The 15,971-nt window shown below is 64.2% G+C and carries 14 protein-coding genes; 1 reads left to right on the plus strand and 13 read right to left on the minus strand.

Features of this window, described 5'->3' with window-relative positions; genetic code table 11:
* Positions 1 to 4: 4 nt before the first annotated feature.
* The 12 genes from HMI59_RS10945 to HMI59_RS11000 form a co-directional block, all read right to left on the minus strand.
* The gene (locus HMI59_RS10945) at positions 5 to 2,026 is read right to left on the minus strand and encodes a YafY family protein (protein WP_166184336.1); all 2,022 of its coding nucleotides are present in this window, start codon (positions 2,024 to 2,026) and stop codon (positions 5 to 7) included.
* Between the two features lie 93 nt (positions 2,027 to 2,119).
* Complete coding sequence (locus HMI59_RS10950) at positions 2,120 to 2,515, minus strand: FKBP-type peptidyl-prolyl cis-trans isomerase (RefSeq protein WP_021470496.1); 396 nt, start codon at positions 2,513 to 2,515, stop codon at positions 2,120 to 2,122.
* 85 nt (positions 2,516 to 2,600) lie between these two features.
* Positions 2,601 to 3,527, minus strand: coding sequence for an FKBP-type peptidyl-prolyl cis-trans isomerase (locus HMI59_RS10955; RefSeq protein ID WP_193591332.1), 927 nt, complete (start codon positions 3,525 to 3,527; stop codon positions 2,601 to 2,603).
* A 136-nt stretch (positions 3,528 to 3,663) separates the two neighbouring features.
* Positions 3,664 to 5,028, minus strand: coding sequence for a Pup--protein ligase (gene pafA, locus HMI59_RS10960; RefSeq protein ID WP_021470494.1), 1,365 nt, complete (start codon positions 5,026 to 5,028; stop codon positions 3,664 to 3,666).
* A gap of 1 nt (position 5,029) precedes the next feature.
* Positions 5,030 to 5,737 carry a proteasome subunit alpha gene (gene prcA / locus HMI59_RS10965; RefSeq protein ID WP_021470493.1) on the minus strand — a complete coding sequence of 236 codons (708 nt, stop codon included), beginning with the start codon at positions 5,735 to 5,737 and terminating at the stop codon, positions 5,030 to 5,032.
* A gap of 1 nt (position 5,738) precedes the next feature.
* Positions 5,739 to 6,548 (minus strand): proteasome subunit beta, encoded by an 810-nt coding sequence (gene prcB / locus HMI59_RS10970; RefSeq protein WP_193591333.1) that lies wholly within the window; start codon positions 6,546 to 6,548, stop codon positions 5,739 to 5,741.
* 76 nt (positions 6,549 to 6,624) lie between these two features.
* Entirely contained in the window at positions 6,625 to 6,828 is a 204-nt protein-coding gene (locus HMI59_RS10975) for a ubiquitin-like protein Pup (protein WP_062096884.1), read from the minus strand.
* Between the two features lie 115 nt (positions 6,829 to 6,943).
* Positions 6,944 to 8,560, minus strand: coding sequence for a depupylase/deamidase Dop (dop, locus tag HMI59_RS10980; RefSeq protein WP_193593735.1), 1,617 nt, complete (start codon positions 8,558 to 8,560; stop codon positions 6,944 to 6,946).
* Between the two features lie 50 nt (positions 8,561 to 8,610).
* Positions 8,611 to 10,419 (minus strand): proteasome ATPase, encoded by a 1,809-nt coding sequence (gene arc / locus HMI59_RS10985; RefSeq protein ID WP_166184329.1) that lies wholly within the window; start codon positions 10,417 to 10,419, stop codon positions 8,611 to 8,613.
* 97 nt (positions 10,420 to 10,516) lie between these two features.
* Positions 10,517 to 11,563: a tRNA (adenine-N1)-methyltransferase gene (locus tag HMI59_RS10990; RefSeq protein ID WP_021470488.1), complete on the minus strand. Its 1,047-nt coding sequence runs from the start codon at positions 11,561 to 11,563 to the stop codon at positions 10,517 to 10,519.
* A gap of 111 nt (positions 11,564 to 11,674) precedes the next feature.
* The gene (locus HMI59_RS10995) at positions 11,675 to 12,841 is read right to left on the minus strand and encodes a site-2 protease family protein (RefSeq protein ID WP_193591334.1); all 1,167 of its coding nucleotides are present in this window, start codon (positions 12,839 to 12,841) and stop codon (positions 11,675 to 11,677) included.
* Positions 12,838 to 13,578, minus strand: coding sequence for an HAD family phosphatase (locus HMI59_RS11000; RefSeq protein ID WP_193591335.1), 741 nt, complete (start codon positions 13,576 to 13,578; stop codon positions 12,838 to 12,840). Before HMI59_RS11000 ends, HMI59_RS10995 begins: the two co-directional genes overlap by 4 nt.
* A 123-nt stretch (positions 13,579 to 13,701) precedes the next feature.
* Between HMI59_RS11000 and HMI59_RS11005 the strand changes: the two genes are divergently transcribed.
* Complete coding sequence (locus HMI59_RS11005) at positions 13,702 to 14,607, plus strand: PAC2 family protein (protein WP_193591336.1); 906 nt, start codon at positions 13,702 to 13,704, stop codon at positions 14,605 to 14,607.
* Between the two features lie 69 nt (positions 14,608 to 14,676).
* Here the strand turns inward: HMI59_RS11005 and mshC are convergent, their stop codons facing one another.
* Positions 14,677 to 15,960: a cysteine--1-D-myo-inosityl 2-amino-2-deoxy-alpha-D-glucopyranoside ligase gene (gene mshC, locus HMI59_RS11010; RefSeq protein WP_193591337.1), complete on the minus strand. Its 1,284-nt coding sequence runs from the start codon at positions 15,958 to 15,960 to the stop codon at positions 14,677 to 14,679.
* Positions 15,961 to 15,971 lie beyond the last annotated feature (11 nt).

Below are 15,971 nucleotides of genomic sequence, written 5' to 3' on the forward strand. Positions count from 1 at the left end.
TATTCTAGCCAGCTTCCTGGGATTGCACCGACGACGGACCGCTGTACTGCCTTAGGGCCGCCAGAAGCCAGGCCTGGGCCTCGTCCCTGAGCTGCAGGGGATCGATGATCCGTGCCGATCCCCCATGCTGGGCCACGAACATGGGCAACCAGTCCGTGCTGCCGAACCTGACCTCGGCGAGCAAACCGCCGTCGGGCATTGGTGCCGTGCGTTCGGCGTAGTAGTCATCGGCCAGGCCCGCTCCCTGGCGGGTCAGCTGGAGCACCACCACCGCGTCGTCGTCGCCCGGAGTAAAAAGCCTGGCCGGGACGTCGGTCTCCGGTGTGCTTGCCATTGAAACAGGCCGGCCGTTGGGCTCGAGCGATTCAATCCGATCCAGCCGGAAGTTCCGGATCCCGGACTTGCTGTGGCAATACGCCTCGAAATACCACGTGTTGTCCATGGAAAAGAGTCTCAGTGGGTCCACATCGCGTTCGCTGACCTCGTCGCGTTGCGGGGACAGATACCTCAAGCGCAGTTGGCTTCCGTCCCGCAAGGCCTGCGAAATGGCGGCAAATGCCTGGGATTGCTGCGGGGCCACGGACGCCCCGGCCACCGAACCGGCCAGCCTCGCCGCGTCCCCGGCTGCGCCGGCAAGCTTGATGGTCACCGATTCCAAGGCGCTTCCGGCGTCACCGTCCGGCAGTCCCGCCAGCGCAGGGAGGTCGCCCAACATGGCGAGGCCGGTCAGCAGCGCTGCTGCTTCTTCCTCGCTGAAACGGACCGGGCGGCTCAAGTCCAGGTGTTCGGTGATGTAGACGTGGTCGTTCTCCCACTGGATGTCCAACAAGTCGTCGGGGTACCCCTCAGGAAGTCCCGAACAGATGAGGATCTTCAGGTCGTCGATGAGGGCCTTCCGCGTGATCCCGAAGTGGTCCGCCACCTCCTGGATATGCAGTCCCTGGTGGTGGACCAGGAAAGGAACGAGCTGCAGCATCCTGGCCAGTTGGTCCTCGGATGTCCTCTTGCGGGCCCGTGTGGCGGGCGCAGCGTCCGGGAAGGACACCGGAACCGGAGGGGCGGCGTTGAAGGCTGCTGCTGCTTCCAGCCGACGCACGACGGCGGTGCGCAGGTCTGCTGGCTCCCTCACTGCCACGTGGGGGCCGTAGGAGGCGAGTTCCTCGGCGAATTGTTCCGGGTCGCGGAAGGGCACCGACAACAGGTCCCGTCCGGTGCCTGCGCCCTCGGTGACGGCCGTGGCGCGCTGGCGCAGGGCGAGGACCCGGCCGGGCGTGACGTCGAGCGTGGCCGTCCGCAGGGGAAGTTCGCGCAGGGAATCTAATTCGGCCCGGGCATCAAAGCCAGCCGGCGGGTCAAAGGAATGGTTGGTGAGCACGGTGACCGCCGTGGTCATCCTGGAGAGCCGGTAGAACCGCTTGGCTCCGCGGCCCAGGTCGAACCCCACGAGGTACCACTGGCCGAACCTGCTGCCGAGTCCCCACGGTTCGACGTCGCGGGTTTCTTCCTTGTTCGTGCTTCCTGCCAGGTAGCCGAAGCGGATGGGGTGCCTGCCATGCATGGCGGCAACGACGTCGTCGAAGGCCTGTCCCGCGGGCTTGATCCGCGGCTGTACGCCCGCAGGGAGTTCCGCTTCGCTAAAGCCTCCTGCCGCCTGGAGCTTCCGCACGGCATCTGCGGCCGCCTTGCCCAGTGCCGCCCTCTCCCAGAGCTGGGCCGCGAGGAGGAGGACCGTTCCCTCCGCAGGTGTCAGGTGCACGTCGGGGAGCCTGTTGGAGTCCTTGCCGATCCGGTACCGGGTGGAGGCGGGATCGTCATTGCCGAATCCGGTGTCCATCAGGGTCTCGATCTCGAAACCGAACTGCTTGAGGTCCACCTTGTCACGTTCGAACATGCGGCCGAAGGCTGCGTCATTGTCTGCGGCACCCCGGTACACCTTCTCCCTCAGGACGGCGCGGCTCAACCCCACCTTGGTATTGAGCAGGGCCAGGAGCAGGTTCAGGAGGCGTTCAGTACGGGATGCGGACACGGTTGCTACGTTACTAAAGTCGCGGCTTAAAACCGCAAGGGCGCGTCACCGCCGGTTGAGCCGGAGGTGACGCGCCCTAGGAGGAAGCAGCGCCTAGCGGACTGCTACGAGGTCAACAACAAAGATGAGGGCCTCGTTGGGCTTGATGGCTCCACCGGCGCCGCGGGAGCCGTAAGCCAGCTCGGAGGGAATCTCCAAACGGCGGCGGCCGCCGACCTTCATGCCGAGCAGGCCCTGGTCCCAGCCCTGGATAACCTGGCCCACGCCAACGCGGAAGTCCAGCGGAGCGCCGCGGCCCCAGGAAGCGTCGAATTCTTCGCCCGTCGACCAAGCAACGCCTACGTAGTGGGTAGACACGGTGTCGCCGGCCTTCGCCTCGGCGCCGGTGCCCTCAATGAGGTCGGTGATGCGCAGCTCGGTGGGTACATCGCCTTCCGGGAACTCAATCTCCGGCTTGGTGCGGTCGTAATCGCGCTGTCCAAATGACATGGTTGCTCCTCTGAATGTGTGGGGTGTCAGGTTCAAGCCTAAGCCAGGTGTCCGGTGAAGTGCCCGGCAGGCTCTTCAGTGGCTGTTACTTGACGCCCAGGATGTCGACGACGAAAACGAGGTCGCCCTTGGCCTCGCCTTGGCCTTCGGCGCCATAAGCAAGATCCTGCGGGATGACGAGGAGGACCCGGGAGCCAACGGTCTTGCCGGCGAGGCCCTGCGTCCAACCCTTGATGACGCCCGTCAACGGGAAGCTGGTGGGCTTGCCGCGATCATAGCTGGAATCGAACTTGGTGCCGTCCTTCAAGGTGACACCCACGTAGTTGACGGTCAGGGTGTCGCTTTCCTTCACCACGGGGCCATTGCCCTTGATCAGGTCCTGCGAGACGAGTTCCTTGGGAGCGGCGACGCCCGCCACGGAGATTTCCGGAATGCCCTGCTCGTTCTCCTTGACCGTGGGCAGGCCTGCGGGCGGGGTCACGGTTTCGCCTTCAGGCTTCTCAAGGGCCTTGGGGGTCTCCTTGGCACCAAGCAGTTTGAACACGACGATCTGGGTGCCCGTTTGTCCGCTGGCGGAGGCGTTGCCGGGAGCCGCGAATGCAACGTGCGAGCCGACCTTGGCACCGACAATAGCGTTGTAGATGGCCTCGTTGCCTGCCTTCAGGTCCTCGCCCAGCTCGATCGGCTGGGGGCCGGAAGGGTAAGTATCCTCAATGGTCTTGCCATCGGTACCGTCGACGGCGATGTACGCCAGTTCGGCGGTCTGGCCGGCCTTGATCGTTTCCCCGTCGCCTTCGTCCACAACCTTCACGGTGGGTTCGGAGACAGCCAGGGGCTTGGTGAAATCAAGCCCCGGGGCCTTGTCGTCACCGTTGTCGGTTACCTTCAGGGAGGACAGTTTGGAGATGTCTCCCGTGGACTTGCTCGTGGGCTCTGATTCGGGGGCATCCCCGCCTCCGCACGCGGTCAGCAGCAGCAGGACAGGAAGGAGTATGGCTAGGAGTCGTCGCACAAAAAGACACTTTCGTCGGGACAATGGATATTGGAGCAGCGGACGGATATTCGAGCAACGGACATTGCCGTGCCGCATCCAATCAGGTGCCTCTTGGAAAGAGACCAACATCCAGAGTAACCGCCGAAGCTGGGAGTCAGCTCATAGAGTCAAGGAGGGCGTCGACCCTCTCATCCACGCTGCGGAACGGATCCTTGCAGAGAATGGTCTGGTGCGCCCGGTCATTGAGCTTGAGATGGACCCAGTCCACGGTGTAGTCGCGGCCCAGTTCCTGCGCCCGCCGGACAAAGTCTCCCCGCAACTTGGCCCGCGTCGACTGCGGCGGAGCGTCCACGGCATCCTTGACCTCGGTCTCCGTGACCAAGCGCCGTGCCGCTCCCCGTGACTGGAGGAGGAAGAACAGGCCCCGCTGCCGCGAGATGTCGTGGTAGGTGAGGTCGAGTTGGGCAATCCTCGGCGAATCCAGGCCAATGTCATGGCGCTTCATATAGCCTTCCATGAGTTTCTTCTTGATGGCCCAGTCAACTTCGGTGTCGATGCTGCTGCTGTTCCCGCTCTCGATCGCGTCGAGCGTCCTCGTCCAAAGATCGATGATCAACGGCACGTGTGGATTGTGGGCCCCGTTGGCTGCAACAAACTCTGTGACCTTGGCCAGGTACTCCCTCTGGATGTCCAGTGCTGAGAGCTGCCTGCCGTTGGCCAGGCGGACCAGCGCCCTGCCGCTGAGGTCATGGGAAATTTCGCGGATGCTCCGGATGGGGTTTTCCATGCGCATGTCGCGCATGATGACGCCCGCCTCAATCATGCGGAGGATCAGGTCCACTGTGCCCACTTTGAGCAGTGCGGACGTCTCCGACATGTTCGAATCGCCCACGATGACGTGCAGACGGCGGTAGAACTCGGCGTCCGCGTGAGGCTCATCACGGGTATTGATGATGGGGCGGGACCTTGTGGTGGCCGAGGAGACGCCTTCCCAAATGTGGTCCGCCCGCTGGGAGAAGGCGAAGGTGGCCCCGTGCGGGGTCTTAAGCACTTTGCCCGCGCCGGCGATCAGTTGCCGCGTCACCAGAAAGGGAATCAGGATCTCGGCCAACCGGGAGAACTCACCGCGCCGCGGTATGAGGTAGTTCTCGTGGCTGCCGTAGGAGTTTCCTGCCGAGTCCGTGTTGTTCTTGAACAGGTACACGGTTCCGTTGAAACCTTCGGCGGCCAGGCGCGCCTGGGCCTCGTCCACGAGGTCGTCCAGGATGAGTTCCCCGGCGCGGTCATGGGCAATCAACTGAGCAAGATCGTCGCACTCGGCTGTGGCGTATTCGGGATGCGAGCCGACGTCCAGGTACAGCCGTGAACCGTTGGTCAGGAAGACGTTGGAAGACCTGCCCCAGCTGACTACTTTGCGGAAGAGGTACCTTGCTACCTCTTCCGGCGCCAAGGGCCTGGAATCAGGGCTCGAATATGAGATTCCGAACTCAGTTTCGATGCCGAATATCCGCTTGTCCATTTCAGGCCTCCTCAACGAGCAACTGGGCAAGATCCTCGGGGAGCAGGCGTCGGAAAGCCCGGCGTGTTCCGCGGCTGCTTTCGGATGCGCGCTCCAGGACGGCGGCCTCGACGGCCGTCGGTGGCAGGGCATCCACGTCCTTGTCCGCGGCGAGGGCCCGCAGGGCCAGTCGCAGCGCGCCTGGAAAGTCCAGGCCGGCATCCCAGGTGTCCTTGACGACATCCGAAATCTGGTCCGCGACACCGCCCATCACCACAAAGCCGTTTTCGTCGGCAATCGAGCCGTCGAAGGTGAGCCTGTACAAGTGGTCCAGCTCCTGCCGGGGGCCAACCTCTGCCACAGCCAGTTCCACCTCGAAGGGTTTCTGTTCGGCAGTGAAGACGGCGCCGAGGCTCTGGGCGTAGACGCTGGCCAGGCCCCGGGCGGTGACGTCCTCGCGGTCGTAGGAATAGCCGCGCACGTCGGCGTAGCGGACCCCTGCCTGCCGCAGGCTCTCGAATTCGTTGTACTTCCCAACGGCAGCGAACGCTATTTTGTCGTAAATCTCGCCGATTTTATGCAGCGAAGGAGAGGGGTTCTCAGCCACCAAGGCGATCCCGTCCGCGCAGCTGATGACGATGACCGAGCGGCCGCGGGCGATGCCCTTCCGCGCAAAGTCCGCGCGGTCCTTCATCAGCTGCTCTGGTGAGACATAGAACTGCTGTGTCATCTCAGGCCTCCCGTCCGGCGATAGCGCGTGATTCGACAATGGCCGCCGAAATCGCAGCGAGTTCCCGTTCCGGAATCCTCCTGTGACCGGCGCGGTTCACGGCGTACACCACCGGCCACAGCTGCCTGACGGGGTCCGGTCCCCCGGTTGCGGAGTCGTCGTCGGCGGCGTCGTAGAGGGATTCGACGGCGACAGCCACGGCTTCGTCCTCGCTAAGGTTCGGCCGCCACAGCTTTTTCAGGGCACCCCGGGCAAAAATGGACCCCGAGCCGACCGAGTGGTGCTCGTACTCTTCATACCGGCCACCCGTCAGGTCGTAGGAGAAGAGCCTGCCGGTGGCGGATCCGTGGTCGAATCCGGCAAAGAGCGGTATGACGGCCATCCCCTGCATCGCCATGGGCAGGTTGCCCCGGATCATGGCCCCCAATCGGTTGGCTTTGCCCACCAGGCTGAGGAGCGTGCCTTCGATCTTCTCGTAATGCTCCAGCTCGACTTGGAACAGCCGGGTGATATCGATCGCGAGGCCTGCGGTGCCGGCTATGCCCAGCACGGAGTACTGGTCTGCGGGAAAGACCTTCTCAATGTGCCGGCTCGCGATGACATTGCCCATGGTGGCCCGCCGGTCGCCGGCCATCAGCACGCCGCCGGCATAGGTCATGGCCACAATGGTGGTGGCGTGCGGTGCAGCCGGAGCTGCGCCGGCGGGAAGTGTTTGGTTGAACGGAAGGAGTTCGGGACGCGAGCGTTGGAGATGCTCTGTGAATGAAGACGTTGCCTGCTTGGCCAGGGGGCCGATTGATGGGTCCTGCATTGCTGCACTCCTTCGACTCGCATTCCGATGCCCGGCGGCCTCGCGCCGGCCGGGCAGTACATCCTGTGGTGGTTCGTTACTGGCCGCCCTTTTGGACGAAAGCCCTCACGAATTCCTCGGCGTTGGATTCCAGGACGCCATCGATTTCGTCGAGGAGATCGTCCACGCCTTGTGTTGCTTCCGAGGCCTGGGCCTCAGGAGCGGCGGGAGGTGCCTCCGGGACGTCGACTTCAGTCTCAGTTTCCCGCGCCTGGGGTTGCTGCTGCTCCTGACCTGCCATTTCTTTCTCCCTACTGTCCGTCCACGGGATGCGGACTTCCTACTGCCATATTGCCACGCGATGGGCTGCTCCGCCCGGCTTCGGCCGGGCTGTTTCCGCAGGTGACTGCTGTTGGTTAGTCTCGGGGCGCCGCAGGTTTCCGGCCAAGCAACTCGGCAAGGAACGGGCCGGCTTCCTGGTGCTTCCGGAACAGTGGTTCCGTGAGCGCCTGCGTACCGCGCAATGGCTCCCTGGTGGGCACGCGCTGCAGTTTCCCCAGTCCCGGGACATCGAAAATAACCGAGTCCCAGCTGGCTCCCACGACGTCCTTGCCAAAGCTGGAAACGCATTTGCCGCGGAAGTACGCACGGGTGTCCACCGGCGGTTCGCTGACCGCCCTGGTGACATCGGCGTCGTCGACTATCCGCAGCATGCGGTTCCTGGAAAGCAGCCGGTAATAGAGGCCTTTCTCCGGCCGGATATCTGACCACTGCAGGTCCACGAGGCCCAGCCGGGCGTCATCCCACTCCAGACCGTCGCGGCTGCGGTAGCCCTCCAGGAGCGACTTCTTGGCCACCCATTCCACGGACGTTGCCGAGGCCGGGTCCGTGCCCAGCGCCGTGAGCGTGGACTCCCAGCGCTCCAGCACCTCATGGGTGTGGCCGTCACCGCTGACGGCGTCCGCGACGCCGGTTTCCTGGGCGAGCTTCGCCGCCGCCTCGAAGTACATCCACTGCAGGTCCAGGGCTGTCATGTGACGGCCGTCCATGAGCCGTACGGTGGCGGTGAGGCTCGTGTCGTGGCTGATCGCCTGCAGGGCGTGAACCGGCTCGTGGACCTCGATCCTGGGCGCCTGGCCGGCCTCGATGAGGCTCAGCACCATGGCAGTGGTGCCGAACTTAAGGAAGTTCGACAGCTGGCTGAGGTTGGCGTCGCCGATGATGACGTGGAGGCGGCGGTACTTGTCCGCCGTGGCGTGCGGTTCGTCCCGGGTGTTGATGATCGGCCTGCGGATGGTCGTCTCAAGGCCCACCTCAGCCTCGAAGAAGTCCGCCCTTTGGCTGATCTGGTAGCCGGGGGTGGAGCTATCCTGCCCCAGGCCCACGCGGCCCGCCCCGCAGACCACTTGCCGCGAGATGAAGAACGGAGTCAGCCCGCGGATGATGTCCCCAAACGGAACCGATCGCGGCATGAGGTAGTTCTCGTGCGAGCCATAGGACACGGCCTTGTTGTCTGTGTTGTTCTTGTAGAGGTTAATCGGCGGCAGGTTGGTATCTGCGGCAACCTTGCGCACCGTGGCCAAGGCAACCAGGTCCCCTGCTGCGTCCCAGGTCACGGCATCGCGCGGGTTGGTGACTTCGGGGCTGGAGTACTCGGGGTGGGCGTGGTCTACGTACAGCCTGGCGCCGTTGCCGAGCACCATGTTCATTAGGAGGGAGCCGGACTCGTCCGCTCCGTCAAGCTCCAGTTCCTGGCGCCCGTACGCCAAGGCGACGGCCTCGGCGTCGAGCACCGGCGGCTGGTCGGTGAGCTGGCTCGGATCCGCGGCCGAACGTTCCAAGGTCCAGCCCCGGGCGTCGTGGAGGGGTTCCTCGTCGGTGTAATCCCAGCGCGTCTCCGCTCCCCCGGCAGCACGCTGCCGCGTGACGGTCGCGTACGCCTGGATAATCCGGGCAGACATCATGGTGGCGTTGGCGCCGGGCGCAGACGGAGCATGGATCCCATACTCCGTCTCCGAACCCATGACGCGCATTGCCCCGCCTGCAGGCAGCTTCTCCTGGGGCAGGTTGTCGTCTCGTGAGGTCACAGGTATTGGCCCGTATTCGCCGTAGTTTCAATTGACTTGCCGGGTTCCTGGCCGGCCTTGCCCTGGACGATGGTGCGGATGTACGTGATGCGTTCACCCTTCTTGCCCGAGATCCGGGCCCAGTCGTCCGGATTGGTGGTGTTGGGCATGTCCTCGTGTTCGCGGAACTCATCCACTACCGCCTTGAGCAGGTGGTCGATCCGCAGGCCCTTTTGGTGGTTGGTGAGGAGGTCCTTGATGGCGTACTTCTTGGCGCGGTCAACCACGTTTTGCACGACTGCCCCGGAATTGAAGTCCTTGAAATACAGCATCTCCGTATCACCGTTGGCATAGGTGACCTCGAGGTATTCGTTCGACTTCTCCGTGGAGTACATCGCCTCCACGGTCCGCTGGATCATCGCATCCACCGTGGCCTGGATATCTCCGCCGTACTCGGCGAGGTCCTGGGCATGGAACGGCAGGTCGGTGGTGATGTACTTGCCGAAGATATCCGCCGCCGCCTCAGCGTCGGGCCGCTGGATCTTTACCTTCACGTCCAGGCGGCCCGGCCGCAGGATGGCGGGGTCGATCATGTCCTCGCGGTTTGAAGCACCGATCACGATGACGTTGTCGAGCCGTTCCACGCCGTCGATCTCGCTGAGCAGCTGCGGGACGATGGTGGTCTCGACGTCGGAAGAGACACCGGTGCCGCGGGTGCGGAACAGCGAATCCATCTCGTCGAAGAACACCACGACGGGGCTGCCGTCCGAAGCTTTCTCGCGGGCCCGGGCGAAGATCAGGCGGATGTGCCGCTCGGTCTCGCCGACGTACTTGTCCAGGAGCTCCGGCCCCTTGATGTTCAGGAAGTAGCTCTTGAGGTCGGTGTTGCCTGCCCGCTCAGCAGCCCGGGCAGCCAGGGAATTGGCCACGGCCTTGGCGATGAGCGTCTTGCCGCAACCCGGAGGACCGTAAAGGAGGATTCCCTTGGGTGCCTTGAGGCCGTGCTCCCGGTAGAGATCGGGATGCAGGAACGGCAGTTCAACGGCGTCGCGGATTTGTTCGATCTGCGGACCGAGGCCGCCGATGTCCTGGTAGGTGATGTCCGGGACTTCCTCCAGCACGAGGTTTTCAACCTCGGCGCGGGGCACCTTTTCCAAGGCGTAGCCGGTCCGTGAATCCAGCGACAGCGCGTCGCCCACCTTCAGGTGGACGTTTTGGAGGGCACCCGAGAGACGGACAACGCGTTCCTCGTCAGCGCGGCCGACCACCAGGGCACGGTCCTTGCCCAGAAGCTCCTTGAGCGTTACCAGTTCGCCGGCGCGTTCATAGCCGAGCGCCGCAACAACCAGGAGTGCCTCGTTGAGGAGGACTTCCTGCCCGACTGCGAGCTGGTTGACGTTAACCAACGGGCTGATGCCAACCCGCATCTTCCGGCCGGCGTTAAAGATGTCCACTGACTCTTCGGTGGCTGCCTGGCCGGAATTTCCTGCCGTCGGCTGGCGGCGGGGATTGATCTGGACAACGGTGCCGAAGCTGTACGGCGGTTGGCCTTCCTGCTCGAGGGCACCCTTCAGCCGGAGGATCTCAGCCTTGGCTGTTTCCAGCATGTTGACCAGTTTGCTGTTGTTCTGGGTGGCGGCTGCGAGCTGGCGGTCGATGTGGCGGAGTTTGTCCCTCAGGATGTTGATCTGCCGCTCAGCCACAGTCAATTCACTGGAAGGGTCCGGCGGTTGGATGGCGCCCCGCCTTTGGCGGGCAGCCTCTTCCGCTGCGGCATTCGCTTCTTCCGGCGTCGGCCGTCCAATGTCGTTGTTCGACGTATCCACGATTCATCAGCCCCTTCCTGCGCTTAACAAGACCATAGTCCCGAAAAGCTCAGGGGGCTGTGTGACATCCGGAATGCGGACCCTATTGTGACCTTTGTCAGTTTGTGACCGGTGGATCATCCTGGACGTTGGTTCCGGCGATGGCGTCCCTTGCGGCCCGACGAAGCTTCTTGTCGGAGACCGAGCGCTCCCCCACGGCACCCGGTGTCCACGCGTTGAGGTCCTCTTCGCTGAATTCCGTCTTGGACGGGCGGCGCTTGACCGAAATTCCGGTCACGCCGTCGGCCAGGCGGCGGGTCACCAGAAGGAACCCCGTGTGGGCAACCATGCGGTGGTCCGGTCGGACAGCCAGGCCTTCGAGGTGCCAGCCGCGGACCATGGATTCCCACGCATCCGGTTCAGTGAAACGGCCATCGGCCCTGATGGCTTCGGCAGTGCGCGAAAGCTGGGTGACGGTGGCAACGTAGTTGATCCACACCCCGCCCGGGGCAAGGACCGTGGCGACCGCGTCGAGGCATTCCCAGGGCGCGAGCATGTCCAGCACCACGCGGTCGACGGAACCGGGTGCCTCGGCCTTGACCACTTCCTCCTGGAAATCCCCGAGGGAGATCTGCCAGGCAGGGTGCGGTCCGCCGAAGATGGTCTCCACGTTTCCGCGCGCGATGTCCGCGAATTCCTCGCGTCGTTCGAACGAGTGGAGGTAGCCGCCGTCGCCGATTGCCCGAAGCAGCGAGATGGACAGCGCGCCGGAGCCGACACCGGCTTCCACTACCCGGGCGCCGGGGAAGATATCGGCCATGGTGACGATCTGGCCGGCGTCTTTCGGGTAGACCACTGCAGCGCCGCGGGGCATGGACAGGACGAAGTCCGAAAGCAGCGGACGCAGGGTCTGGTACTGCTGGCCGATGTTGTTGCTGACAACGGAACCATCAACCTTGCCGATGATCTCGTCGTGGTTCAGGAACCCGCGGTGGGTGTGGAAGGCGCCGCCGACTTCCAGGGTGATGGTGTTCATGCGTCCACGCTCATCAGTGAGCTGGACGCGTTCCCCCACCCGGAAAGGTCCCCGACGGCGGGCTGCCCCGGTTGGCTGGGCAGCGCCCGTGGCTGCGCTTGTCTCCGTGGCGGCGGTTTCGCTGCTCATCTGGTTTTCCTCGCTCCTGTGCGGCTGGACTGCAATGGCTTGCTGCCCATGGACGCTAAAAATCTGTTTGTTCTTATTGCGGGCCGGCAGGTAACTCTACCGGCAAGAGTGTCAGGCGCGCCCGCTCCGGCGGGCTTCCTTACCTGTTATAGCCGTCACTACTGCTTCTTGCCGGAGCAGGCCGGTGACATATCCGTTGTGGTCCACCACCGCGTACTCACCGCCGTCGAGCTTGGCCAGGTACTGGATGAGCTCCTGGCCCTTGGACCACTCAGGGACGTACGCACCGGCGGCCAGCGGGTGTGCAACGGCGGTGACCGGCGTCGTCGAAAGGACCTGGGGTGGCACCGCGGCTGCGGCTCCGGGATTGAGGACGCCCTGGGGCTTGCCGTCCGGGCCGCAAATGACGACGGCGGGAGTTCCGCCGGGGGCCAAGGCCAAGGCATCGGCGACTGTGGCGGTGTTCGGAATTCCGACGGCGGGATCGGCCAGGCCGGCGGCACTGACGAGGTAGAGGCGGCTGCGGAGTTTACCGTGCTGGATGGAGCTGGAAGCGCCTACCCAGAGGAATCCGCAAACGAGGACCGTGATCAGCGTCAGGTTCAGATCCAGCCGCGAACCGCTGAAGAACGGCAGCGCGATGAACCAGATGAACAGTGCCACGGCAATGGCGCGACCGGACCATCCTGCGGCGATTGCGCCTTTCTCCTGGCTTCCGGTGGCCTTCCAGACGGCGGACTCCACCAGCCTGCCGCCGTCCAGGGGGGTGCCGGGAAGGACGTTGAAGATGCCTATCAGGAAGTTGGCCCACATGAGGATGTTTGCCAGCATCTCGATGACCCCCTCAAAAACCCCGCCAAAGACAAAAGGCGCCAGTGCCCCGGCCAGGATGAAGTTCGAGGCCGGGCCCGCCATGGCCACCACCACGGCACGGCCGGGAGATGAGGTGAAGTTCTGGAACTGCGTGTGCCCGCCCCAGAGGTTGAGCACGATCCTGTCGGTGGGCCACTTGAAGGCTTTTGCGCTCAGTGCGTGGGCAAGTTCATGGACCAGTACCGAAACGGCCAGAAGCAGGGCATATCCGAACGCCACGAAGTAGGCGCCGATGCCCAAGCCTGGAAACTGGATCAGGACGGCAGGTCCGTAGACGATCACCGTGAAAGCCGCGATCAGGAACCAGGAGTAGGCAAGGTAAACGGGGATCCCGGCAATTTTCCCCAGGGGGATGCCGTCCTTCTTGGGGGCAGCGTGGTGATGGGGCGCGGAGGGACTGCTCACTTATAGGCCCCTTCGAGCGTGTTTCCGGCGGGGGTCGGGGCGGACTGAAGATGACGGTCGGTCACCAATTGCGCCAGATCGGCTGACGTCCGTCCGCTCAGCGTTTCCCACAGAATCATGCGGGCATCATCTGGCAACGGGACCTGGTGCGGAACTCCCACGGTGATGACGCCCGAAGCCATGGCCGCGGTGGCGCCGGGAACAGAGTCTTCCAGCGCCACGCAGTGCTCGATCCCCAGGGAAGGATCGTCGAGCCGGAGTCGATCGACGGCCGTGAGGTAGGCCTCCGGATGGGGTTTGCCGTTGGTGACGGTGTCTCCCGTGACCAGGAACTCGAAGTAGGGCTTGGCCAGGCTCTCAACCACTACTGACGCCAAGGGTCCTTCAGACATGGTGACGAGCGCGCACCGGACTCCGGCGCCGTGCAGGTCATCCAGCAACTCCCGGGCGCCGGGACGCCACGGCACTTGGTTCCGGACCTGGGCGATGACCTCGCTGCTCAACGTGTCGATGATGTGGCGGGCTTCCATGCGCACGCCTGCCGCCTGCAGGATCCCTGCGGAATGGAGGAGGGATTGGCCCACGAGCTGCATGGCCTGCTGGTGGGACCAGGTTCCGCCATGCGCTTCAACCAGCGCCCGTTCCGCGGAAATCCAGTAGGGCTCCGTATCCACGAGCGTGCCATCCATATCCCAGAGCACGGCTTTCAGGGAGGGCTGGCTGGGTGAAGAATGCATGGGTTCAAGTCTACGTGGAACCTGGGCCCGCCCTTGCCGGGTCATTTTGCTGTCCGCGAATCCGGGACACGCGCCCGCGTAAATGCCATGCATCGGCGAGGGTCTTGGACGTAGGGTGAGTGGATGAACAGTGTGGACGGGAACCCGGATGGACACGATGGTGCTGCTGAGGTTGAGCGCTTCCTCAAGGAACCTGCGGAGGGCCAGCGCGTCACTGTAATGATCGCTGCGTTCGAAGGCTGGAATGACGCCGGAGAAGCTGCCAGTGATGCTTTGCACTACCTGAACAAATTGTGGGACGGCAAGAAGGTTGGAACCGTAGATGCCGAGGAGTATTACGATTTCCAGTTCACCCGCCCCACCGTTCGCCGCACATCATCGGGTGCGCGGAAGGTGAAATGGCCGTCCACCCGTATCTATAAGGCGGCGGTCCCGGACAGCAACGTGGACGTGGTTTTTGTCCTCGGCACGGAACCGTCCTACCGTTGGCGGGCCTACACCACCGAGCTGCTGGTCCACGCCGAAGCCCTCAATGTGGATGCAGTAATCCTGGTGGGCGCCCTCCTGGCCGATGTGCCCCACAGCCGGCCCATCCCCGTGAGCACTACGACCGAGGACGACTCACTGCGCGAACGCCTGAATCTGGAGGCATCGCAGTACGAAGGCCCGGTAGGGATCGTTGGAGTCCTGGCGGAGTTTGCCATGCTCGCCGGGCTGCCGACCGTTTCTTTGTGGGCAGCAGTTCCGCACTACGTCGCCCAGCCGCCGTCCCCTAAGGCGCAGCTGGCCATCCTTCACAAGATCGAGGACCTGCTCCAGGTTCCGGTGGACAGCCAGGCGCTGGCCGAGGAATCGGAGGCCTGGGAACGGGGCGTAGACGAGCTCGCAACCGAAGACCCGGAAATCGCGGCCTATGTCCGGCAGCTTGAGGAAGCAAAGGACACAGCAGACCTCCCGGAAGCCTCCGGCGAGTCGATTGCCAGGGAATTTGAGCGCTACCTCAAGCGGCGGGGCAAGGACCGGCCCTGACGCCGTAGCTGCACGAACGAACGGCCCCGGCGTCTGGTGGACGCCGGGGCCGTTCGTTTCAGCAGAGGCCTAGAGTTCGACGCCGAGCAAGGCGTTAACGGCATCGCTCACCAAGGCGCCATCGGCCGAAGATGCGGCACTGCCGGTTTCGCTGCGGAGCGATTCTGCCGCCCAACGGTCGACGGCGGCGAGGGCGCCGGGGGCGTTGAGGTCCTCCGCCAGCTCGGTGCGCATGGCGGCGATGAGCGGCGCGGCCGAACCGGCAGCCGCCCGGGTTACAGCTTTGCGCCACGTGGCCAGCCGGTCCTTCGCCGCCGCGAAGCCGTCATCGGTCCAGGACCAGTCGGAGCGGTAGTGGTGGGCCAGGATGGCCAGCCTGATGGCAGCCGGCTCCTCCCCCGCGGCCCGCAGCTTTGAGACCAGCACCAGGTTGCCCTTGGATTTGCTCATCTTCTCGCCGTCAAGCCCCACCATGCCGGCATGGGCGTAGTGGTGGGCCAAAGGAACTCCGGCCAGTGAGTAAGCATGTCCCGCCCCCATCTCGTGGTGGGGGAAGACGAGGTCAGAGCCACCGCCCTGAACCGTGAACGGGGCAGGCAAATACTTCTGTGCGATCACGGTACATTCGATGTGCCACCCGGGGCGCCCGTCGCCCAGGCTTGCTCCGGGCCAGCTCGGTTCGCCCTCCCTGGCAACACGCCACAGGAGCGGGTCCAGGGCCTGCCTCTTACCGGGCCGGGCAGGATCCCCGCCGCGTTCGGCGAAGAGTTCCATCATCTCGGCCTCGCCGAGGCCGGAAACAGCGCCCAGTGTCCAGGCGTCCGTCGCCGAGGAGTGCTTTCCTGCCGCCTCGACGTCATAGTAGACATCGCCGTCGGGCTCCCCGTCGGTTCCGTGGACGCGGTAGGCGACTCCGTCGGCAATGAGTTTCTCGATGGCGGGAACGATGTCCGGGATGGCCTCGACGGCGCCGATGTAGTGATCCGGAGCCAGGACATTGAGCGCATCCATGTCCGTGTGGAACAGCTCGATCTGGCTGGCTGCCAGTTCACGCCAGTCCACGTGGGTGGTGTTGGCGCGCTCCAAAAGGGGATCGTCGATGTCCGTCACGTTCTGGACGTAGGAAACCTTGGATCCGGCATCCCGCCATGCCCGGTTGAGGAGATCAAAAGCTACGTAGCTCGCAGCGTGCCCCATGTGCGTGGCGTCGTACGGCGTAATGCCGCACACATACATGGACTGTTCCGGCTGCGGCGCAATGTCAACGACGCGGCCCAAAGCGGTGTCGAACAGGCGCAGGGGCGGAAGGCTGCCGGGCAGCCCGGGAACAGGGCGGGAGATCCACGATTTCACGACTCAACCTT

This window comes from Paenarthrobacter sp. YJN-5, assembly GCF_015040095.1.
Lineage (GTDB): Bacteria > Actinomycetota > Actinomycetes > Actinomycetales > Micrococcaceae > Arthrobacter > Arthrobacter ureafaciens.